Origin of the sequence: Lactococcus formosensis, from assembly GCF_037892375.1 — a bacterium.
Taxonomy (GTDB): domain Bacteria; phylum Bacillota; class Bacilli; order Lactobacillales; family Streptococcaceae; genus Lactococcus; species Lactococcus formosensis.
This window is the reverse complement of record NZ_CP141721.1, coordinates 468,721-489,814: the sequence shown is the minus strand read 5'-3', so window position 1 is coordinate 489,814 and position 21,094 is coordinate 468,721. Positions and strand designations below refer to the sequence as shown.

Sequence of the window (21,094 nt, the reverse complement as noted above, 5' to 3'; positions counted from 1 at the left end):
ATAATTTTTATATAATTGTTGTGTAACTAAAATGTAATTATAGAAATAATAGAAACCTGAAAAGAATTTTAATGTAATTTTAGATATGCTTTGAGTGGTAATTTCACTTAGAAAGGGGGGAAGCCAATGGGCAAGGCTCAGTCTCAGTTAGATAATATAAAAGATTGGGATCTTAGTGGTGGCGGCGGTTTTACCTTATCCGCTCTTGAATTTTCACAAGATATTCAAGCGCAACTCAATGAAGTAAAAAGAATCCTCGCAGCAAGCGAAGCAAAGCGAGAGGATACACCATTAGTAGATACACCATTAGTAGATACACCATTAGTAGATACACCATTAGTAGATACACCATTAGTAGATACACCATTAGTAGATGCTTTAAGAAATGAAGTGATCATAGAGAAGGAAGTAAACGTTACTTCAAAAATAAATCATAGAGAAGAAAAGGAGCTCGTCTCAGAAACTCCTAATCAGAGAATGGAAGGTAAGGAAGAAGTATCAGATACCTCTTCCTACCATTATTATAATGCTTTCCCACAAGAAGCGAAACAGTATCCAACTTTGATCGTCAGTAAGCTGACAGCAACACCCGCAGTACGTTCGGATTTCTACCATCCGGGCAGTCCAGAGTTGTATTTCGATAATTATCAGGACAAACGGCCGGCTAAGTCAAAATCAAAGGGAGCAAGTCTCCTGAGTAATGCCTTCTTTTACCTCATCGTTATTGTGCTCTTAATTTTTGTAGAATCGCGTTTGATTTTGCAGGATGAAGCAAGTAAACCAATCAATATAGGTGGCTTCTCCCCAATGACGGTTCTTTCTAATTCAATGAGGAGCGTTTATCCGAGAAATAGCTTTCTATTAACACGTCAGGTTGATGCCAATACTCTGGATATTGGTGATGATATTACCTTTATCACGGAGTCAGACCGTGTGGTTACACACCGCATCACTGGAATTGAGGAAAATCATCTTCGGACACGTGAGAGAGGCTTTACAACTAAGGGAGTGGATAACCAAAGAGAGGATAGTGATATGGTACATGCAAGCAATATCATTGGTCAGGTAATTTTTTCAAGTTACCCTCTAGGTAGAGCCATTCACTTTATTCGAAATAATCTTATTGTGTCTGTCATCGTGATGTTGATTACAATGCTCTTGCTTCATGAGGTTATGAACTTCATCGTTATGGCGATTAAACATAAACAGTTCAAATCGGGAAATAAAAGAAAGCGAACACGTCGTGATGTGACAGAAGGGAAGGATCTGTCTCATGAAGCGGTATAACTTTTTCTCTAAATGGAGTATAAAAAAGCGATATATAATTCCCGCTCTGTTACTGGTGGTTCTGAGTTTGAGTACAACAGGGACTTTTACTTGGACATCCCTGGACCAGCGAGTTATTAATGAAACACGGCATGGGGGTGCTCCTGGGGGACGCCTTCATGATGATTTTGAGGGTTTAGATCATATTAGTCATGGTCGTGGCAGAGTGAATAAGGATATTTTTGTGGAAAACTATTCTTCTAGAAATATCTTAGCTCGAGTTCGGCTTAGTGAATATCTCGAGATGGGGCAGGGAGCTGGTGAAGATGTTGCGGCAAATCAAGCAAGTCCGCCCAGTGGAGCAGGGCAAGAGCAAGCAAGTCTAACAGATAGAAACTCGTGGGCTATCGTCAGACCCGATGGATACCTCTCAGATGGAGCGACAGTCTCCACTTTACGCAACTATGTCGGTCTTTATCTTGGTGATGATAATAGCCGTCCTAAAATATTCATGCCTACCTTCAACCGAAATAATCAGAACAGTGAATCTAACACAACAGGACGAGGTCTGGAGCTGCTGACTGGTACCTATAATACTAACTTAGGTATCATGATGCCAGGTACGCATGATCAGTGGACATTGGGGCAAACACATACTTCAACCTTACGTACTTGGGACGACACGAGTAATGTAGAAGTTCAGACACCTGAGGTGACACATACAGCGCAAGAGACGGTGGAGTCCGAGCATGGAGGTTATATGACCATGAGTCAGTGGATCGCTATGGGACGTCCGACAGGAAACTTTTGGGTACATGATACGGATGGATGGCTCTATTGGGCAAACTGGCTTCCTAAGAATGGTGCAACGAGCCTTTTACTGGATGCTTTAGAGATCAAGTTTGAAACACAAGACGCGTATTATGCTATGCATGCTGAGTCAGACTTGGCGACTGCAGAAGATGCAGAGAGTTGGACGGGTGTGACAACATCAGCTCAAGACTTACTTCATCGCATTACACACTAGAGTGAATAAATATTTTTACTATAAAAGAATAAAAAATGAAGGGGGGTGGTTAATTGAAATAAATTACAGCCGCTCAACAAAAAGAACGCATTTACCTATGGTAAGTCAAAAAATAAAAAAGGAAAACAAGGAAATTATGAAAAAGAGAACAAAAAATCTTATCAAAATCGGCGTACTCGCTTCAGCTTTAGCTCTTATCGGAGGGACTTTCGCTTTTACGAGCTTCGGTCAACGGGTCCTCAATATAACAGAGGGAACTAATCGTCCTGAACATGGAGGTCGTGTCCATGACTATTTTGATGATGAATCAGGAAACAAAGATGTTTTCGCCGAAAACTTTGGGACGGATGAAATCCTAACACGTGTGAAGTTTACAGAACTCTTTACTAAAAATGGCGTATCTATCGTTGATGATGCAGATATTGATATTAATGACCCAGAGACTTGGCCGACTTGGATTCCAGGACCTGCTGGTAGTCCAACGGGTAGTGCAGCGGAAACGCGTATCGGGGCTAATGAGCCGATTAATACGTATTTCCATCTGGCTCTAGGACAAGCAACGCATGGTGACGACCGTCCGTGGTTCATGCCTACCTTTAACTTAGACCCAGTTTCAATGATGACTGCTGCTGCAGGTACAGCCTTTGATATGGAGCATGAAGGCGTGACTTACCCAGGTGAGGGTACAGACGGCTATTGGGGATCAGGGGACCTCTCCTTCGCACTTCCGGTAACAGGAGACTCGCCAGAAGAGCATGCAACACGTCAAGTACTTGACCAAGACCGCGCGCCAGTAACATATCTGCAATGGCTAGCGCTTAATGCTGACGACCGTGTTGGTAACTTCTGGGTTATCGACCAAGAGACAGGTTGGGCTTACTGGGCAGACTTCTTAGCCGGTGGCGCAGCAACAAGCTTCCTCTTGGACAGTAAACTCCCACAAACTACAGCGCTGGAAGGCTTTGAGGGTAACTGGTCTTATCAACTCCATGTCATTGGACAGTTTGCCTCTGAAGGAGATGTTGCAGATTTTTGGGAAGATGACAACGAGGGAGACCTTGATACAACAAATGGTGAAGCAATCATTGACGCAATTCTAGCTGTACATACTCCTGCGCCATAATAGTCAAGCATTCAAAGATTAGAGCTTTATAATTCTTAAAAAAATTAAAGAAAGGAGGACAGGTGTTGAACAGATTCAAGTACATTTTCAGTAAGTTGAATGTGAGGCATCGTGTCCTCCTTTCTGCTCTTTTAGTGACACTTCTAGCCACAGGAATTACAGGAACCTTGGCTTGGAACAGTGGCAGACAAAGTGCACTGAATCAAGGGCAAACAAGTACAGAAGCACGTCCCGTTCATTTGTTGAAGCTAGAGAGAGATACGGAAGGAAACCAAACAACAGTACCTGTTCCAGGCGCAGATTTTGTCCTTTATAATGCCCAAGATCCTGAAAATCCTGTGCAGGTACAAAGTACTTTTACAACGGACCAAGAGGGACGGATTACAGTCTCCCTTCCACCGGGACGTTATTTCTTCCAAGAAATTCGTCTGCCTTATGGTTTTGCACCAGATTTGGATGCGGAAAATCAACCCATTCGTCGTTATGACTTTACCGTCACAACGGCTACGACAAATGACAGTCCCATAGTGACTGCTTATAACCGTCGCTTATCGGGCGATTTGATAATCGAGAAGACCTTGGTAAATGATGATGGCACAGAGCTGTCAGAGGAACAACTCGCTCAGCTCTTTGAGTTTCGGGTAACTTTTTCTGACGGTGGGACTTATGCGTATCAAATCGATGGCAATGGCGACAGTCATGAGCTAGCTTCAGGAGAAACCTTGAAGCTTCGCCACGGGCAACGTGCAGTCTTTACGAATATTCCTGTGGGAGTACACTACATCGTTGAAGAGGTAGGGATGGAACACGGCCAAGCCAATAACTCATCGGGAAATATTAGTTCAGACCCATCGATAGTAGACTTTACCAACCGTGACATGACACGTTTAGGTAATCTCATCTTAGAGAAAGAAGTTGTTAATTCAGACGGTTCTGCCGTGACCAATGAACAAAAAGAGATTGATTTTGAATTTGAAGTACAACTGTCAGATGTACCTGACGGTGCTTCTTTCCGCTTTACAACTAACCGCTATCAAATCGATGATGATCCTGATAACGATGACGATACCCGCGAGGGCACTGTTGCTGATGGTGATACTTTGACTCTCCGTCATGGCGAAATTTTAACCATTCATGACCTCCCTGTCGGCACGTCTTATCAGATTCGGGAAGTGGAGATGCCTAACTTTGTTTCTGGCACGCGTGATGTAGAGGGGAACATTGTTCAAGATGCGAATAATCGACATCTGTTTATCAACAGTTATCAAGTCGATGGTGGAGAGCCTGTTCTGACTTTTCTTTCCTTTGAAAAGCAGGTGATTTCAGATGACGAAGCTGCACTTAAAGAATACTTTGACTTTGAAGTCACTTTTGAACCTGATGAAGGGCAAACTTTCCAGTACCGAATCATTGAGAATGGCATTGAAGGAGAGTTACAAGACTTTGTGTCTGGTGATATCATCCGTCTGCGGCATGGTCAGAAAGTACTTTTTGCAGACTTGCCACCGGGCTTGACTTACCGTATTCGTGAAATAGAAATCGACCGATTCCTTGAAGCGTTAACCACTGTTGGAGGACAAACCGTAAGTAGCACTTCGAATGGCGATGAAACGGGAAATAGAAATGGTTCCCATCATACCTTTGTCAACCGAGAAATCCCTAATGGTTCAGCTCAGCTGATTATTGAAAAGCGTGTAGAAGGTGTAGGTTATGATGCGGAACATGAGTTCCTGTTTGACCTCTATATCAACGATATCAAGCAAGATGGAGTGATTCGCCTGAGAAGTGGTAAGACCTCCCTCCCCATCGTACTTAAACTTGGCGATCGCTGGCGTGTTGTCGAACATGACAGTTATGACAATGGCTTTAGTCAAGAAGGTATCAGTAACGGGACAGGAACCATTGAACTGGAGCATATCGGACGTAATGTCTATGTGCGCCAGACCAACCGTTATGTTCGCGACACGATTAGCTTGTCAGGGACAAAGACTTGGGAAATGCCAGAAGGTGTCCAAACGCCTCGACATATCACGGTTCAGCTGATGCAAGGAGACATTGCGGTTCGTCAAGTCAATGTTGAAGGACCAAACTGGACCTACAGTTTTGATAACTTACCAAAGTTTGATAACGAAGGCAATGAAATCCACTATACTATCCGAGAAATTCCCGTCTCAGGTTGGCGTGCAGAGACGAATCCAGAGAATATCAACCTGCATAATGTATGGGTAGATCCAGTGACAGCTAGCCTTGAGATTGAGAAACTGATTACTGGAGATGCGGCACCGAATGCCGAGCAATTTGAGTTTGTTATGAATCCTGGTGGTCATGTTGTGAATATCACGAACAGTGGGCAAGTACACTTCCCTGAAATTTCCTTTGATCGACCAGGAACCTTCGAATTTACGGTTCATGAAACACGAGGCAACACTTTAGGCTGGATTTACGACAATGCTGAGTACAGATGGTTTGTTAAGGTTGAGCAAGGCACAGATGGCTTACTCTCTTTAACAGACCAATGGCTTACCAAAAATGGAGAACGGATTGATGACTTAATCCCTGTCTTTACCAACCGTTTTGATGACTCTGCTTTACTTGAAGAAACACTGGACATCCCCGTGAACAAAGTTTGGGACCATAAAGAATTGACGGCAGACTTACAGCCGGAAAGTATTATCGTACAATTAATGGCTGATAATAAGGAAGTAAGCCGTCGGGAGCTGACGGCAGATATGGAATGGCAAACACTGTTTCAGAAAATGCCACGGTATGATTCCGAAGGACGAGAAATTAAGTATCGGGTCAAAGAGAGTGAAGTCAATGGCTATAGTGCAAAAATAAGCGGCAATGCACAAAAGGGCTTCATAATTCACAATACTTACGTTGGAATGGAAGATCCACCGAGCCAAACACCAGATAAGCCAAGTACTACGGGACGCTTGCCGGATGTTGGGGATGGCTTAACACTGACAGCCGTTATTTTAGGGCTGGTGTGTATCCGTATCGCTTACTTGCTCTATAGGGAAACAAAAAGTAAAGGACGTTAAGCACTGACTCGAAAGAAGTTTGAGAATGGATGAAGCACAAAGCTCATCCATTTTCATTTCCTTAATTACTTTTCAAGGTGGTTTGTAGGAAAAAGGTTAGGAGGATTTTATTAAGTAAAAGATAAGAAGGAGAGAATATCCATCTGAAATATGATAGAATAGCACTATGACAAATAATACATTTAAATCAGGATTTGTAGCCATTTTAGGCCGTCCCAATGTTGGAAAATCAACATTTCTAAATCATGTGATGGGCCAAAAGATAGCGATCATGAGCGACAAGCCCCAAACAACCCGCAATAAAATTCAAGGGATTTATACGACCGATAAGGAACAGATTATCTTCATCGATACGCCGGGTATTCATAAACCGCATAATGCCTTGGGCGATTTTATGGTGCAATCTGCCTACTCCACGCTTCGTGAGTGTGACATGGTCCTTTTCATGGTTGCTGCTGATGAGCCCCGCTCCACTGGGGAAAACATGATTATTGAACGTTTGAAAACTGCAGATGTCCCTGTTATTTTGGTTGTTAACAAGATTGATAAAGTTTACCCAGATGCACTTTTTGAAACTGTTTCAGACTATACTTCACAGATGGATTTTGCGGAAGTTGTGCCAATTTCGGCGCTACAAGGCAATAATACAGAACGTTTACTCGGAACATTGAGCAACAAGCTCGAAGAAGGCCCACAATACTTCCCAGAAGATATGGTGACAGACCATCCAGAACGCTTTTTAGTTAGTGAAATGATTCGTGAAAAAATCTTACTTTTGACACGTGAAGAAGTGCCGCATAGCATTGCAGTAACAACAGATTCGATGAAACGTGACGAAGAAACAGGTAAAATTCATATCATGGCAACTATCATTGTTGAACGTAAGAGCCAAAAAGGCATAATTCTTGGTAAAGGTGGCGATATGATTCGTAAGATTGGGAAAATGGCCCGCCGTGATATTGAACTAATGCTGGGTGATAAAGTTTATCTTGAAACATGGGTCAAAATTAAAAATGACTGGCGTGACCGAAAAATGGATCTCTCGGACTTTGGCTATAAAAAAGAAGATTATATGTAAAATCAAGCTCTGAGGAGCTTTTTTTTATGAGAAATATTTGGACTCTTTATCGGGTCTATTCTTGTTTTCTTCTGTAATATAAGCCATGTCTTGAGACTTCATAAAAGGGATATAGATGAGGATACAAAGAACAAGCTGTAGTAGTTGGGCGATGAGCCCTTGCCAACCATTTGTGATTAAACCACCGAAAATAATGGGAAAGCCAGAAGGCAGATTAACACCGTTTTGATAAGGAAGAAAGCCAATGATGGTCAACAGCCACGCAGAGAGGACAGAAACTGCTGGAGTCAGCATGAGAGGGATAAGCATACGCACATTCATGATTTGTGGAAGCCCAAATTTTACTGGTTCAGATATCCCAAATAATGAAGGTATGACAGCCAGTTTTCCAACAGATCGGAGTTGTTGCGATTTACACTTGAAAATTGCGAGTAAGGCGACAGCAAAGCTTCTAGCCCCACGATTATTAAGGATAAAACCAGTTGTGAATAAGTAAGGGAGAGTTTGGCCTGCGCCATAAGCTTCAAGGTTAGCCATCTGAGGTTGCTGGTAAATCATCATCAAGACAGGGTATACAGCCAGAACTCCATGAATACCGAAAAACCAAATTAATTCAATAAAGGCAACAATAAACATAGCTGCAAAAATATTTGAACCCAGAGAGAGGAGAGGTTTTTGCAAAAGTGTGTTGATGAGTGTAATCATATTTCCTTGAGAAGTAAGTGAGACAAGGGAAAATATAATACCTATAAATAAAGCTACTAAAACGCCGGGGATAATAGATTCAAAAGTTTTTTGAACTACTAGAGGGACGGATTCAGGCATTTTTATGGTTAACTTTTTCTCGATGAAGAAGATGTAGAGGCGTGTGCCAAGGAGTCCACCAATCATTGCAACAAATATCCCAGCAGAGCCCAAATCAATAATACTTAAAAACTGCGTCTTGCCCTCAATGGATAAATTTGTCAAGAGAAAGAAAGACATCAAGCCTACGATAGTAGCATTGAGAGGTTCATGTTTGAGATTTATTGCGAGTTTATAAGAAGTCAAGACAGCAACGTAAATTGCCACAATACTAATTGTCATCGCATTGATCTGTTCAAATAATTTAGTTAAACCGATATTTTGGAAGAAGAGTTTGATGCCCCAAAAGTCAATTGCATTAAGTAAAGAAGTGACAGAGCTAATCATCATGATAGGCATCATACCCATCATCGCCTCGGAAATAGTCCGCATATATAAATTATGAGATATTTTCCCTGCGCTTAGAGCAAGAATCTGTTTGATCTTATCAAATTTTTGCTGCTTCATTTTTTTTACAATATTACTCATACTTAAAATTTCTCCTTGTTTTCTAAATATCTTTCCTTAAGATACTGAATTTGTTCTTCTGTAATTGAGAGATTTTCTTTTACATAGTTTTCAATAGTCTGATAATGCTCCTCAATATAACTTAATGCTGTGTCAAGAAAACGTGTGTCTGCCATTTTGAAGTAACGTATCGCTTTAACAAGTGAAGGGTTTTCTGTCTCTTCCTTAATCTTTTCAAGGCTTTGTTGGTTTCTTTCTTTTTTATAGAGATTTGTCAAGAGGTAGTCTCGAATAATATCTTTTTTCTCTACACCAAGCAACCCCTGCAAAAGGGCTACACCATAACCTGTACGGTCTTTCCCACCACGACAGTGCTGAACGATGATACCACTATCAGGTGTTAAATAAATTTCTAGCATCTTTTTATAAACTTTTTTGCAGTGAGAATCCGTTACAAAAGTATGGTTTTGTTCAATCATTAAAAACTCAGCCAACTCAGGTGTTAATTTACTTTGATTTGCCATGTCGATGTCACCATATTCTGCAGAAGCTAAGGCTGCTATATCAGCAACGGGAGTGAGGTAAAAAGTTTTTTTCTGACCAAAGTTTTTATTTTCATTCTCTAGACGCTCTGCTTCATTACGATAGTCGATGACTGTCTTTATGTTTAAGTTTTTTAGCACTTGTTTATCTTTTTGTGTTAAGTGGCTGAGTTCATCAGAACGATATAAAAGTCCTCTTTTTAGTTTTCTCCCATCTATGGTTTGGTAACCTCCAAAGTCTCGAAAATTATAAAGCTGCTCAAAGTGAAAATCTTTCATTTTTCCCCCTTTCTTTTAACATCCAGTATAAAAAAAATTGGGCACATAGTATATAGGATATGCTAAGGTTGAGAGTTTTTCCCAAATTTAGGGGATTTTTCTTAAATATTTTATGGGCGATTTTGGCTTAGAATATGAGATGACAGTAAAGTAACACTAAGCTAGGAGGTTACGGTCTTTGTAGGACAATTTATTAGCCTTAAAAAATAAAATATTGTACATAAAATTTTCCTAATAGAGAGAGCGTAGAACGAGAACGTGGAAAATTTTGTTAAGCTAGAAGAAAATGTGAAGCAATAAAAGTAGAAAACCCAGTAATATCTGGATGAGGAGGATGAAGATATTGACAACCCTAGAAGAAGTTATAGGACCATATTTGAATCAGCTATCTGATAACGAGAAACAAACTTACCAAGCTTTACTTGAACATCGACGGGATATTCCTAACCTTAGTTTAACTCAAATGGCAGAACGTATTTACACTTCTAAGTCGACCCTTTTACGCTTTATTCAGAAACTGGGATTTAAAGGTGTAGCCGATTTTAAGTATTCTCTAGATTGGGCTTTACCATATAAGGAAATATCACAAATTGAACTTGACTTGAGACAGGCTACACAAAGTTTAGATGCGGCGCTAACGAGAAGTTTATTGACAAAATTTAAAGCTTTGGTGCACAGCTCGTCATCTATTTATCTTTGTGCTACTTCGGAGAGTCAGTATATTTTAATGGAACTTTTCTCATACTTGCTCCTAAAAAAGGGATTTCCTACCTCTAGGATTCGGATTACCTTAGCCTCTGAACTTACTACAATGGTTTTTGAACGTCTTTCTAGACAATCACTCGTGATTTTTTTCTCAGCAAATGCTAAATCTACAGTAGTTCGTAGTGCCATATTGAATTTAAATAAAAGAGAAATTTCCACAATATTAATTACCCAACATTCGAACGATGCTTTAGAAAAAGAGGTCAAACTCCTTCTGGCAATGAACTTTCCTTCGCACCTTCCCTCGCTTTCTCGTTATAGATTAGGTTTGAGTAGTTTATTCATTAATTATCTTGTTGAAAAAGCGTTATAGCAAGCTGCTTTCATAGCCAAACAAACTAGTTGTATATCGAAAAAACCAATATAATCTGTTGATTTTAACAATGAAATAGGCTATAATATTGATAGGTTCAATATTTGGTGTGTGAAAAAAGCACAAGACAACTTGTTAGGTGCTCCCCACTAATCAGCCCCAATAATAGGATAGGATACTAAAGCAGATGCCTGAATTACCAGAAGTTGAAAATGTTCGCCAAAGCTTGGAAAAGCTGGTGAGAAATAAAAAAATATTGGAGATTGAAAGTTCATATCCACGAATGGTTTTAACAGGATTCGAGGAGTTAAAAAAAGAACTTGAAGGTCAAGTCATCAAAGATATCCAGCGTCGTGGCAAGTACTTGCTTTTTGATTTTGGTGAGTGGACATTGATTTCGCATCTCCGCATGGAAGGAAAGTATCGTGTGGAACCGCTGGTCTTCGACAAGCAAAAGCACGATCATATTTTTGTGAGATTTTCAGATGCGACCCTTGTTTATGCCGATGTCCGTAAGTTTGGGACTTGGGAATTATTGCAAAGTCAAGATGTCGAACGTTATTTTCTTTCGAAAAAGATTGGTCCAGAACCGAGCGTTGAAACTTTTGATGAGGCAATTTTTGCTGAAAAACTGAGAAAATCGAAAAAAAAGATAAAGCCTTATCTTTTGGACCAAACCTTGGTTGCAGGCTTAGGAAATATTTATGTTGATGAAGTACTTTGGCGTTCACAAGTGCACCCTGAAATGTTGGCTTCAGACTTGAGCGAAGCACAAATTCATCGTATTCATGATTATACGATTGAGGTCCTTCAAACGGCAGTTGAACGCGGAGGTTCAAGTATTCGGACTTATAAAAATGCAATGGGTAAAGAAGGAAGTATGCAAGAGTTGCTCATGGTTTATGGCAAACAAGGACAGCTTTGTCCGCATTGCCAGCAAGTGGCGATTGAAAAAATAAAAGTTGCAGGACGTGGATCACATTTTTGTCCATATTGTCAAAAAATAGAGTGAAAACTTAATTTTTTTACGTACTAAAATATGCGGTGCAATCAGTTTCAAACAAAATTAAAAATGCTATAATATAAAGAGCAAGAGATTAACGGAGAAAATAATGGCTACAAAGAAAAAGAAAAAATTAGAAGATATCACAAAAAAATATGGTGCAGAACGTGAAAAAGCATTAAAAGATGCACTTGACCTCATCGAAAAAGATTTTGGTAAAGGTTCTTTGATGCGTTTAGGGGAAGCTGCGAGTCAAAAAGTTCAAGTGACAAGTTCAGGTAGTTTGGCCTTGGATATTGCGCTTGGTGCAGGAGGTTACCCTAAAGGTCGTATCATCGAGATTTATGGTCCGGAAAGTTCTGGTAAGACAACAGTTGCGCTGCATGCGGTTGCTCAAGTGCAAGCCGAAGGTGGTATTGCTGCCTTTATCGATGCAGAGCATGCTTTGGACCCCGTCTATGCAGCAGCGATCGGCGTAGATATTGACCAGCTTCTTTTGTCACAACCAGACTATGGTGAGCAAGGCTTGCAAATTGCTGAGAAATTGATTGAATCTGGTGCAGTGGACCTTGTTGTTGTCGACTCTGTTGCTGCTTTGACACCACGTGCCGAAATTGACGGTGAAATCGGAGATTCGACAGTTGGTTTGCAAGCACGTATGATGAGTCAAGCCATGCGTAAGCTTGCTGCAGGCATCAACAAAACAAAAACAACAGCGATCTTTATCAACCAATTGCGCGAAAAAGTCGGTGTTATGTTTGGTAGCCCAGAAACAACGCCTGGTGGTCGTGCTTTGAAATTCTATGCTTCTGTACGTTTAGACGTTCGTGGTAGCACAAAAATCGAAGAAGGCTCTGGTGACAACAAAACAGCCATCGGTAAGTTGACGAAGATTAAAGTTGTTAAAAACAAAGTTGCGCCACCATTTAAAGTTGCTTTAGTAGATATCATGTTTGGTGAAGGTATTTCTAAAACAGGTAAACTCTTAACAATTGCCGTTGAAGAAGGCATTGTGAAGAAAGCAGGTGCTTGGTTCTCTTATAATGACGAAAAAATTGGTCAGGGTGCGGAGAAAGCAAAAGCTTTCCTTAAAGATAATCCTGAAATTTTCAATGAAATCGACCGTAAAGTACGTCAAAATCACGGTTTGATTGAAAGTGATGAAGAAAATGAAAAAGAAGATGCTAAACCAGCAAAAGCAGATGAAAAAGTAAAGGTTGAAGCTGCTGGAGTAGAAGAAATCGAGCTTGAATTAGAATAAATAAAAAAACTTCTGTACTCAGAAGTTTTTTTATTTATAAGTCAACTGTTTTTTCTTTACGAAGATAAGAAATAATCCCGAAAACAACAATCCAGATTGCTGAACCAATGGCTGGTATACGTGTATCTTTAAAGAAGAAGAGTGAGATGAAGATTAAACCAAATGCGACGATTGTTATTGGAACTAAGACGTTTGGCATTGGAACCTTGAAGCCATCTTCAAGATACTCGCTTGATTTTCTATATTTTGTATAAGCAATCAAAGTCATGATATAGACAATCAAGAAAAGATTAGTCGCAACACTTGTGATAAAGACAAAACCGTTAGACACACCTGGAATAAGTGAGATAAATGGAGCTAAGAAGATTAGTGCTGCTGTGAAGAAAAGAGCATTTGTAGGAATCCCGTTCTTTGAAAGTTTCGTGAAGGGCTGCAATGCTTTATCTCCATGTAGTTTTGAGAGAGAGAAAAGATTGCGTGTTGTTGAGAAGAGTGCTGAATTAAGTGCTGAAGCTGCGGAAGTCAAAACGACAAAGTTAATCACTGCTGCTGCCCATTTGAAGCCGATAAGATCAAAGACCATAACAAATGGGGATTGGTCTGCAGGGATATCCGTCCAATGGTAGATGGACATAATCGCAGTAAGTGCTCCGATATAGAAGATTAAAATACGAATCGGAATTTGATTAATCGCTTTTTTTAGTGTTGGACGTGGATCCAATGTTTCAGCAGCGGTCATTCCGATAAATTCCATCGCAACAAAGGCAAACATCACCATTTGGAAGCTTCCGATAAAGTTTGTGATGCCATTAGGGAAGAAGGAGAAGTCCTTAGTCACATTGCTTAAGCTAACAGTTGTACCGTCTGCTTGGAAGCCACTGAAGGCCATGATGATTGCAGTAACAATCAAACCAACGATAGCAACGATTTTTATCATCCCAAACCAAAATTCTGTTTCACCAAAGAATTTGGCATTGAGTGTGTTTAAAGCAGTTAAGGCCAAGAGGATAACGGTTTCAGTAAGCCAGACAGGAACACTTGGTAACCAAAACTGGATGTAGACCCCGACAGCGGTTAACTCAGCCATAGCCATAAAGATAACAACAAGCCAATAGGACCATTGAATAAAATATCCCGCCTTATTACCAAGGTAGTGGCTGACGAAGTTAAGGAAAGAGTGTTGCTCAGGGTCCATATAGAGCATTTCACCGATTGCACGGAGCAAGATGAACATCAAGGCACCAATAATGATATAAATCAAAAGAATGGATGGGCCAGTCATGCTGATAGATTGACCTGCCCCTAAGAAAAGACCTGTTCCGATAGTTCCTGCTATTGCAATAAGCTGGATGTGACGATTTTTCAGACCTCTTTGGGTCTGATTGTTTTCATTATTCATAAAAACCTTTCTGTAATTTTATGTACAATTATAGACATTATCAGTTAATTATATCTTTTTTGAATTAATTTAGCAAGATGATGTGCTACATGTTTAGAACAGACATAGAAAAAATGTCATTTATGGTACATGAAAAAACAGAGAAAGTTTACTGAAGAAGGTTGAGAAAAAGCGGTCAAGTTGCTTTTCTGGTATAATAAGATTATGTTAATCATAAATGAACAATTATTTGAAATTGATGATTTAATTGATGAGGTAATTAAGGATTTTTTGAACTTACCAGAAGTTAATGCTTATCGCGCCTTGAAAAAGGCTTTTGAAGAAGATGAAGACTTGCAGTCTAAGCTTCAGCTTCTTACGGACAATCAAGATTATATCGCCTTTAGACCAGAACTGGTCCAGCTCAGAAAAGAGCTCTTACTCAATGAAAAGGTCTACCAGCTTCGTGTGGCTGAAAATGACTTACAGGAACTTCTATCTGAGTTAACGAAAGATATCACATCAGCAATTTCAGAACACATTTTTGTAGATGAAAATTTACCCTTGAAAGGAGGAAGCCGTCATGGACGCCATCATTGATAAAGAAATAGTGAGGCCAAAGATAGAAGATAAGACAGTTCGCCCGCTCGAAAAGCAAGGAAGGATTGCACTGTTTGTCTATTGCAACTCCTACAAAGGGAATAGACAGCTTAGTCACTATGGAGATCTTGGATATACAAGTCGTAAGGCACATTATAGCTTGCTTTATGTGAATGAAGAAGAAGTTTCGGAGACAATCAAGAAACTTAAAGCACTTAAATTTGTGAAACGAGTACGCCCAAGTCATCTGAAAGATCTCAACCAGAATTTCTCTGAAGCTTTTGCGGAGACAAATGAAGTAATTAAAGGACAACTGGAAGCTGCTTTAGATAAATTGTAATGGAGATGCGACATTATAGACACAGCTTTAAAAATTCTGCTCTACAAAAAAACTGCCTTCAGGCAGTTTTTTCAATATGACGAAGATAATTTTGAATAAGGACTTGCGAGCAATTTTCGATGTGTAAACATTCAGTGTCAGTATAAATTAAAGTAGAAGGTACTTGGGTAAACTCATTTTTATAAAATTCCTGAGCATTCTTAATCATTTGTTTTTTAGCGAACTGACGATGAGTAATAAAGTCAGCAGTTGTGAGCTTTATTTCGCAGAGAATTTCGTGGCGCATTTGATTGTTATAATCCAGTATGCTGAGGTTGTCCAGTCTCTCCTGTAAAGCTAAGATGAATTTTCGCCCATACTTTCGCCCGTGTAGATTTATCGTCAAGAAATCGGAAGAAATTTTTTGGAGGCGATCAAAGCTCGCGTTAAGATTTTCGATGTTTTTGGGAAGTTCACTGTTGTCACGTAACTCTTTAGCTGCAGCAAGTGTAGCTATTGGGTAGAGGTACCAGCTGTGCGCATCAAATTCGGAAAATTGATTGAGAATTGGCGTGAAAAAATGATGAATATCATACATGAGAGTTATTGTTTTCCTTGTTAAAATCTTTAATATTATTGTTTATCAGTTGTGTATCCACGTTGTATAGTGTATCAAATTTTATATAGGAGACCAAATTATATGCAAAAAGTGCTGAAACAGCACTTTTTATTGTTTTTTCAGGTGACGCAAACAATCTAAGAAGCGTACAACTTTTGATTTTGAAAAACGAAATTCGATATGATTTTTTTTCAAGAAAGCAAGGAAATCTTTTTTGCCTTGTTCGCTATCAGTAACCTCTAATTCTAACTCATAATCAGTATGGCCAAGGTAGTCGTTTTTATCTAGGGCAGCAAGGCCGATAGGGAGATGTTGTTCGTAACGGATTGTGGTTAAACTTCCAATCAGAGTAATGCTCTCCAGATCTACCCCACGCTCAACTAAAATATCGCAGATTTCACTGAGGTCAGTTTTACCACAAGTGATACTTTTTTGCGCGAGCAAATATTGTGCTTCTTCAAGTGTAAGGTCAATATTATGTTCGATGTTTCCGACCTGTTGAGGAACTTTGAGGGTCATTTCTGCTGAACGATCAAAGGTACGGATACGCAGAGCTAGCTTTTTCTTACGCAGTGTATAATCTTGAGAATCAAGATAGTGGTTAGTCTGTCGGACAGGAGTGACGTGTGAAAATAGAGTTTTCAATCGGTCATACTCCGGCATAGAGAGCATCGTCTTATGCTCAATTTCTAAATTTGTTGACATTTTTATGTATAAAAAGATGCTCTGTTTAGATTACTCTTTACAAGATCTCCAAGAGAGGCATCCTCCCTTCTTATTGAAATGATGATTGATCTATTATCTAAAAGTATATCAAAAGCCTGTATCTAAGTAAAGCCAGAAAAGAAGAAGAGGCTCCTTTCTTACGGTCTACAGTGCTATTAAAACAGCATTTCGCTTCTTTTTCATAGTCGTAATTTAGTCAAGCTGTCTAGTGAATAGGGGGGATATATGGTATAATTGAGAAAGACCTGTAATAAAATACAAAGGAGAATTGACGAGCGTCAATTTGGATAAGCATATGACTGAAAGTACAGCAACTGAATTTAACTGGGAAGAATTTCTTGATCCTTATGTCCAAACGGTTGGGGAACTAAAAATCAAACTTCGTGGTGTGCGCAAGCAATTTTTAAAGAAAAAACTTTACTTACCGATTGAGTTTGTCACGGGGCGCGTGAAGCGACGTGATTCGATTCGGAAGAAGGCAGTCATGCGAGGATATACGCAAGAAACGATTCGAGAAATGGAAGACATTGCTGGTGTTCGTGTCATGGTGCAGTTTGTTGATGACGTCTGGGATGTTTTAGAGCTTTTACGAAAACGTAAAGATTTAAAAATTATTGAAGAGCGGGATTATATCCATAACCAAAAAGCGAGCGGTTACCGCTCTTATCACGTAGTCATTGAGTATCCAATTGATATGATTGAGGGGGCCCAAGTCGTGCTTGCCGAAATTCAAATCCGAACCTTGGCGATGAATTTTTGGGCAACAATAGAACACTCCTTAAGTTATAAGTACGGTGGTGTTATACCAGATGAAGTTCGAGAACGTCTAACGACTGCGGCGCATATGGCTGCGCAATTGGATATGGAAATGGGTGCGATTCGAGAAGATATCCAAGAAGCCCAATTACTTTTCGATGATCCGCAGGCAAGACTGGACTATAAGAAAGAAAACGGAGAAGACAATGAGCTCTGGTAAAAAGATCTGGTTGGTAGGGAATTCAAGTGAAAAATCGCAAAAAACGCTGTTAGAACTAACAGCGCTTTTGAGGTCTAAAAAATTCAAGTTTGAAAAAGAAAATCCAGAAATTGTTATTTCGGTTGGGGGAGATGGGACACTTCTCAAAGCCATGCACCTCTATGAAAATAAGCTGGATAAAATTCGCTTTGTAGGTGTTCATACGGGACATCTGGGCTTTTATACCGACTTTATGAATACAGATCTCGATAAGGTGGCGCTTGCTTTAGAGTCTGAAACAGCCGAGCATGCAGTACATTATCCACTTTTGCGGATACGTGTGAAATTTCAGGATGGTTCAGAAATGCTACATTATGCACTTAACGAGTCAACGATTCGCCGAACTTCTAAGACCTTAGTTGCGGATATCAAAATTTCCGATTTTCTTTTTGAAAAATTTCGAGGAGATGGTTTATCTGTGTCTACACCAACGGGGTCAACAGCTTATAATAAATCTATTGGGGGCGCTGTTTTACACCCTCGTGTCGAAGCTATGCAGATGGCCGAGATAGCCAGTCTAAATAATATTGTGTATCGTACCTTAGGGGCACCGATGGTTGTGGCTAAGAAAGACAGTATTATTATTTGTCCAGAAGATGTTGAGGATTACAGTGTTACTGTTGACCAGCTGACATTCAACTACGAAAAAATCGAAGCCATCGAGTACAGCATGGATGGTAAAACAATCGCTTTTGCAAATTGCGCCCATACAAGCTTTTGGGAACGTGTCAAAAACGCATTTATCGGCGAAGTTGAATAATGCTGCAAACACTTTTCGTTTGGGTGTAGAGTCTTTCTTGGCATAATTATATTTACAGAGCGAGCAAATATGGTATAATAAAGTTCTGTTCTAGGCAAACTCCGACATATGTTGGAGTTTTTAGATGGAAAAAATTCAGTTTATGAAGTGGAAGAACCCTTCAGAAGTAAGGTAATCAATGTCAAGAGCAGACTTAAAAGGAGAAGTTAAACAGTGGAATTTTCATTTACAAATACAATTGATGGAAGTACGGTAAAAGCCTTACTTAAACGTCATGGCGTTTCCAAACGCTTCCTTTCACATATCAAATTTGATGGTGGTAAGATTTTAGTGAACGGTATGGAGCGCAATGTTCTTTTTCCTTTGCAAGTCGATGATGTTGTCACGATCATCACGCCTATCGAGCAAGGTACAGATTTGTTGATTCCTGAAGACATTGATCCAGAAGTCGTCTTTGAAGACGATCATTATTTGATTGTGAACAAACCCGCAGGACGAACTTCGATTACTGGACGTCTACATCCAACAGGAGCAATGTCTAATATCGTAAAGGGTTATATTGTGCGAAAGAAATATGAAGACCAAACCGTACACATTATTACACGATTGGACCGTGATACGAGTGGCTTGATGATTTTTGCTAAACACAGTTTGGCTCACTCTCTTATCGTGCATCCTAAATATAAGGATAGCGTTACCAAACGTTATTATGCTATTATTCATGCAGATGAAAAAATGCCCAAAACAGGGGAAATTAATTTGCCAATTGGTCGAGTGGAAACGTCAATCATTGAGCGTCGTGTGCATCCTGAAGGAAAAGAAGCCAAAACAAGTTATGAAGTTGTGGCAGAGAAAAATGGCTTGATGCAGTTAGATGTCGTTTTACATACCGGACGTACACACCAAATTCGTGTTCATTTTTCACATCTAGGGCATATTCTTGTCGGCGACGAACTTTATGGAGGTAATCATGACCTTATTGATCGCCAAGCGCTCCACTGTCATCATTTACAATTTGTCCATCCCTTTACAGACGAATTGATTGATATTGAATTAGAAATGCCTGAAGACATGCAAAAATTGATGCGTGAGTAAAAGCTATGTGCCATTATTGGCCGCACAACAATTTCAAGCTAAAAAGTACGCTATAGAGCCATTTTTCCTAAAAAAACAATAAAATAAAGCTGAATCTTGTAGGGACACAGCTTTTTCTTTTAGATTCATTTTGAGTTTGGACATGTTATAATAACGGAGTAGAAGTTAAAGGACGGTAGCCTAACTGTGAGGTGATGCTTATGACGTTTCGTAGGCTATAACCTCAAAATACAGAAAGGCGACATTTTTTGTCGGTTTATGAAGCTTTGTCACTCATGCTTGCTTTTGCAATGCTGGTGTTGACATTGAATAATAGCAACAATAAAAAATAACTGTCCAACTTTAGCTGAGTAACGACAGTTATCTATCAAATATTTGGCTACCGTTCTTCATACGGCTACAAAGGGCTTGTTTGTGCAAGCCTTTTTACTTATTTTCATTATATCATCAACATCAGAGGATAGCAAGGCAGATGAAATTGGGACTAGCGCTAAAAAACTTTCTGCCTACACAGAAGATTTTTTTATTTTTTAAAGTCCCAACCTTTGATAATTTTAACGCCGGTAATTTTTTCTGGATTTACAGGTGAAGATTCTTCTTGTGGGTTATTTGGGTTAGCTTCCACTTTTCCTGCAGCAATTTTATCAACAACATCCATGCCAGAAATCACTTGTCCAAAAACAGTATATTGGCCATCAAGGAAAGGCGATCCCCCTTCTTTGTAGGCATCAATAATCTTTTGGGGATATTTACTTGTGCTCAAACCTTGCTCAGATGCTTGTGGGTTTTGAACAATAAAGAATTGCGAACTGCTTGTTTCTCCGGGGCCACTGTTTGCTAGTGATACTGCTCCACGAATATGATAAAGCTGATTAGAAATCTCAGTCGCAAATGGCTTGTTGTCGTTTACGACGGATTTGCTTCCAGTTCCTTTATTGCTTGGGTTACCCGTTTGAATCATGAAATCATTAATCACACGGAAGAATTCATTGTTTTTATAGTAACCTTGTTTAGCCAAAGTCAAGAAGTTTTCAACAGCCATTGGTGCAAGTTTAGGGAAGAGCTTGATGTTAATGTTCCCAGCTGTTGTTTGAATTTGAACTTCAGCTTCATCCTTGCCAACTTCTTTCGATAACTGAGGGAGTTCAACATTTTGTAAGTCATTTTTTGCGTCTGTCTTGCTGTCAGAACTGTTCGCAAAGTAAAGAAGACCACCAACGATAACAACGATGAGGACTAACAATCCTCCAAAGATAATATTCGTATTTTTTTTCTTTTCCATTCCTATATTTTAACATAAAAGTTTCGAAGACTAAACGACGATAAGAAGTTTATACTTGCAAATTTAAAAATAAAGGACTATACTAAATAAAAAATATCAGGAAGGAGAATCACATATGTTTAAGTTTGACCTACAATCTCAACATCATCATGCGCATAGATAAGAGTTGTGTCATACTTTGGTATAGATGCAACTTTAGAGTACGCTCGAAAGACATCTATGCCGGTGATTCTCAGAAAGACCGGATGGCTAGGCTATACGGTCTTTTCTTTTGGGCAAAATTATGCT

20 protein-coding genes are annotated in these 21,094 nt (G+C 39.6%); 14 read left to right on the top strand and 6 right to left on the bottom strand.

Annotated features, from left to right (window positions below; all coding sequences use genetic code 11):
- Positions 1-126 precede the first annotated feature (126 nt).
- The 5 genes from VNN39_RS02370 (at position 127) to era (ending at position 7,538) form a co-directional block, all read left to right on the top strand.
- Positions 127-1,287 (top strand): signal peptidase I, encoded by a 1,161-nt coding sequence (locus tag VNN39_RS02370; RefSeq protein ID WP_338997804.1) that lies wholly within the window; start codon positions 127-129, stop codon positions 1,285-1,287.
- Positions 1,288-1,354: 67 nt separating this feature from the next.
- Positions 1,355-2,293 (top strand): hypothetical protein, encoded by a 939-nt coding sequence (locus tag VNN39_RS02365; RefSeq protein WP_338997803.1) that lies wholly within the window; start codon positions 1,355-1,357, stop codon positions 2,291-2,293.
- A gap of 136 nt (positions 2,294-2,429) precedes the next feature.
- A complete protein-coding gene (locus VNN39_RS02360) occupies positions 2,430-3,416 on the top strand; it encodes a hypothetical protein (protein WP_339007200.1) in 987 nt (328 codons plus the stop codon).
- Between the two features lie 65 nt (positions 3,417-3,481).
- Positions 3,482-6,460, top strand: coding sequence for a DUF7601 domain-containing protein (locus tag VNN39_RS02355; protein ID WP_338997801.1), 2,979 nt, complete (start codon positions 3,482-3,484; stop codon positions 6,458-6,460).
- Between the two features lie 166 nt (positions 6,461-6,626).
- Positions 6,627-7,538, top strand: a complete 912-nt coding sequence (gene era, locus VNN39_RS02350) for a GTPase Era (protein ID WP_338997800.1) — start codon at positions 6,627-6,629, stop codon at positions 7,536-7,538.
- 24 nt (positions 7,539-7,562) lie between these two features.
- Here era and VNN39_RS02345 read toward each other — a convergent pair whose 3' ends face one another.
- Positions 7,563-8,870: a PTS sugar transporter subunit IIC gene (locus VNN39_RS02345; RefSeq protein WP_213495724.1), complete on the bottom strand. Its 1,308-nt coding sequence runs from the start codon at positions 8,868-8,870 to the stop codon at positions 7,563-7,565.
- A gap of 2 nt (positions 8,871-8,872) precedes the next feature.
- Positions 8,873-9,670, bottom strand: coding sequence for a tyrosine-protein phosphatase (locus tag VNN39_RS02340; RefSeq protein WP_338997799.1), 798 nt, complete (start codon positions 9,668-9,670; stop codon positions 8,873-8,875).
- A gap of 334 nt (positions 9,671-10,004) precedes the next feature.
- Between VNN39_RS02340 and VNN39_RS02335 the strand changes: the two genes are divergently transcribed.
- From VNN39_RS02335 to recA, 3 genes are all read left to right on the top strand, one after another.
- Entirely contained in the window at positions 10,005-10,748 is a 744-nt protein-coding gene (locus tag VNN39_RS02335; protein ID WP_213495719.1) for a MurR/RpiR family transcriptional regulator, read from the top strand.
- Positions 10,749-10,935: 187 nt separating this feature from the next.
- Positions 10,936-11,760 (top strand): DNA-formamidopyrimidine glycosylase, encoded by an 825-nt coding sequence (mutM, locus tag VNN39_RS02330; protein ID WP_096368741.1) that lies wholly within the window; start codon positions 10,936-10,938, stop codon positions 11,758-11,760.
- Between the two features lie 100 nt (positions 11,761-11,860).
- Positions 11,861-13,012 (top strand): recombinase RecA, encoded by a 1,152-nt coding sequence (gene recA, locus VNN39_RS02325; protein ID WP_339007198.1) that lies wholly within the window; start codon positions 11,861-11,863, stop codon positions 13,010-13,012.
- A gap of 34 nt (positions 13,013-13,046) precedes the next feature.
- On the opposite strand, the gene VNN39_RS02320 is transcribed toward recA, so the two are convergent.
- The gene (locus VNN39_RS02320) at positions 13,047-14,411 is read right to left on the bottom strand and encodes an amino acid permease (RefSeq protein ID WP_165711820.1); all 1,365 of its coding nucleotides are present in this window, start codon (positions 14,409-14,411) and stop codon (positions 13,047-13,049) included.
- A gap of 204 nt (positions 14,412-14,615) precedes the next feature.
- On the opposite strand from VNN39_RS02320, the gene VNN39_RS02315 reads away from it, so the two are divergent.
- Positions 14,616-14,990: a YlbF family regulator gene (locus VNN39_RS02315; RefSeq protein ID WP_017369481.1), complete on the top strand. Its 375-nt coding sequence runs from the start codon at positions 14,616-14,618 to the stop codon at positions 14,988-14,990.
- Entirely contained in the window at positions 14,974-15,330 is a 357-nt protein-coding gene (locus tag VNN39_RS02310) for a YlbG family protein (protein ID WP_338997797.1), read from the top strand. The genes VNN39_RS02315 and VNN39_RS02310 overlap by 17 nt, the downstream gene beginning before the upstream one ends.
- Before the next feature lie 58 nt (positions 15,331-15,388).
- Here the strand turns inward: VNN39_RS02310 and VNN39_RS02305 are convergent, their stop codons facing one another.
- Positions 15,389-15,907, bottom strand: a complete 519-nt coding sequence (locus VNN39_RS02305; RefSeq protein WP_017369479.1) for a hypothetical protein — start codon at positions 15,905-15,907, stop codon at positions 15,389-15,391.
- Between the two features lie 129 nt (positions 15,908-16,036).
- Complete coding sequence (locus VNN39_RS02300) at positions 16,037-16,633, bottom strand: CYTH domain-containing protein (protein WP_017369478.1); 597 nt, start codon at positions 16,631-16,633, stop codon at positions 16,037-16,039.
- Between the two features lie 316 nt (positions 16,634-16,949).
- On the opposite strand from VNN39_RS02300, the gene VNN39_RS02295 reads away from it, so the two are divergent.
- The 4 genes from VNN39_RS02295 to VNN39_RS02280 all read left to right on the top strand — a co-directional run bounded on the left by VNN39_RS02295 (position 16,950) and on the right by VNN39_RS02280 (position 19,856).
- The gene (locus tag VNN39_RS02295) at positions 16,950-17,630 is read left to right on the top strand and encodes a GTP pyrophosphokinase family protein (RefSeq protein ID WP_338997796.1); all 681 of its coding nucleotides are present in this window, start codon (positions 16,950-16,952) and stop codon (positions 17,628-17,630) included.
- Positions 17,617-18,429 carry an NAD kinase gene (locus VNN39_RS02290; RefSeq protein ID WP_026063808.1) on the top strand — a complete coding sequence of 271 codons (813 nt, stop codon included), beginning with the start codon at positions 17,617-17,619 and terminating at the stop codon, positions 18,427-18,429. Before VNN39_RS02295 ends, VNN39_RS02290 begins: the two co-directional genes overlap by 14 nt.
- Before the next feature lie 213 nt (positions 18,430-18,642).
- A complete protein-coding gene (locus tag VNN39_RS02285) occupies positions 18,643-19,524 on the top strand; it encodes an RluA family pseudouridine synthase (RefSeq protein ID WP_338997795.1) in 882 nt (293 codons plus the stop codon).
- A 248-nt stretch (positions 19,525-19,772) separates the two neighbouring features.
- Entirely contained in the window at positions 19,773-19,856 is an 84-nt protein-coding gene (locus VNN39_RS02280) for a putative holin-like toxin (protein ID WP_255566451.1), read from the top strand.
- A 191-nt stretch (positions 19,857-20,047) separates the two neighbouring features.
- Here VNN39_RS02280 and VNN39_RS02275 read toward each other — a convergent pair whose 3' ends face one another.
- On the bottom strand, positions 20,048-20,806 hold the full coding sequence (locus VNN39_RS02275) for a peptidylprolyl isomerase (RefSeq protein WP_338997794.1): 759 nt from the start codon (positions 20,804-20,806) through the stop codon (positions 20,048-20,050).
- Positions 20,807-21,094 lie beyond the last annotated feature (288 nt).

What these genes read in the sequence shown, in the direction of transcription:
- VNN39_RS02370 (WP_338997804.1), top strand. Translation starts at nt 127, where the DNA reads ATGGGCAAGGCTCAGTCTCAGTTAGATAATATAAAAGATTGGGATCTT.
- VNN39_RS02360 (WP_339007200.1), top strand. Translation starts at nt 2,430, where the DNA reads ATGAAAAAGAGAACAAAAAATCTTATCAAAATCGGCGTACTCGCTTCA.
- era (WP_338997800.1), top strand. Translation starts at nt 6,627, where the DNA reads ATGACAAATAATACATTTAAATCAGGATTTGTAGCCATTTTAGGCCGT.
- VNN39_RS02345 (WP_213495724.1), bottom strand. Translation starts at nt 8,870, where the DNA reads ATGAGTAATATTGTAAAAAAAATGAAGCAGCAAAAATTTGATAAGATC.
- VNN39_RS02340 (WP_338997799.1), bottom strand. Translation starts at nt 9,670, where the DNA reads ATGAAAGATTTTCACTTTGAGCAGCTTTATAATTTTCGAGACTTTGGA.
- VNN39_RS02335 (WP_213495719.1), top strand. Translation starts at nt 10,005, where the DNA reads ATGAAGATATTGACAACCCTAGAAGAAGTTATAGGACCATATTTGAAT.
- mutM (WP_096368741.1), top strand. Translation starts at nt 10,936, where the DNA reads ATGCCTGAATTACCAGAAGTTGAAAATGTTCGCCAAAGCTTGGAAAAG.
- recA (WP_339007198.1), top strand. Translation starts at nt 11,861, where the DNA reads ATGGCTACAAAGAAAAAGAAAAAATTAGAAGATATCACAAAAAAATAT.
- VNN39_RS02320 (WP_165711820.1), bottom strand. Translation starts at nt 14,411, where the DNA reads ATGAATAATGAAAACAATCAGACCCAAAGAGGTCTGAAAAATCGTCAC.
- VNN39_RS02315 (WP_017369481.1), top strand. Translation starts at nt 14,616, where the DNA reads ATGTTAATCATAAATGAACAATTATTTGAAATTGATGATTTAATTGAT.
- VNN39_RS02310 (WP_338997797.1), top strand. Translation starts at nt 14,974, where the DNA reads ATGGACGCCATCATTGATAAAGAAATAGTGAGGCCAAAGATAGAAGAT.
- VNN39_RS02305 (WP_017369479.1), bottom strand. Translation starts at nt 15,907, where the DNA reads ATGTATGATATTCATCATTTTTTCACGCCAATTCTCAATCAATTTTCC.
- VNN39_RS02300 (WP_017369478.1), bottom strand. Translation starts at nt 16,633, where the DNA reads ATGTCAACAAATTTAGAAATTGAGCATAAGACGATGCTCTCTATGCCG.
- VNN39_RS02295 (WP_338997796.1), top strand. Translation starts at nt 16,950, where the DNA reads ATGACTGAAAGTACAGCAACTGAATTTAACTGGGAAGAATTTCTTGAT.
- VNN39_RS02290 (WP_026063808.1), top strand. Translation starts at nt 17,617, where the DNA reads ATGAGCTCTGGTAAAAAGATCTGGTTGGTAGGGAATTCAAGTGAAAAA.
- VNN39_RS02275 (WP_338997794.1), bottom strand. Translation starts at nt 20,806, where the DNA reads ATGGAAAAGAAAAAAAATACGAATATTATCTTTGGAGGATTGTTAGTC.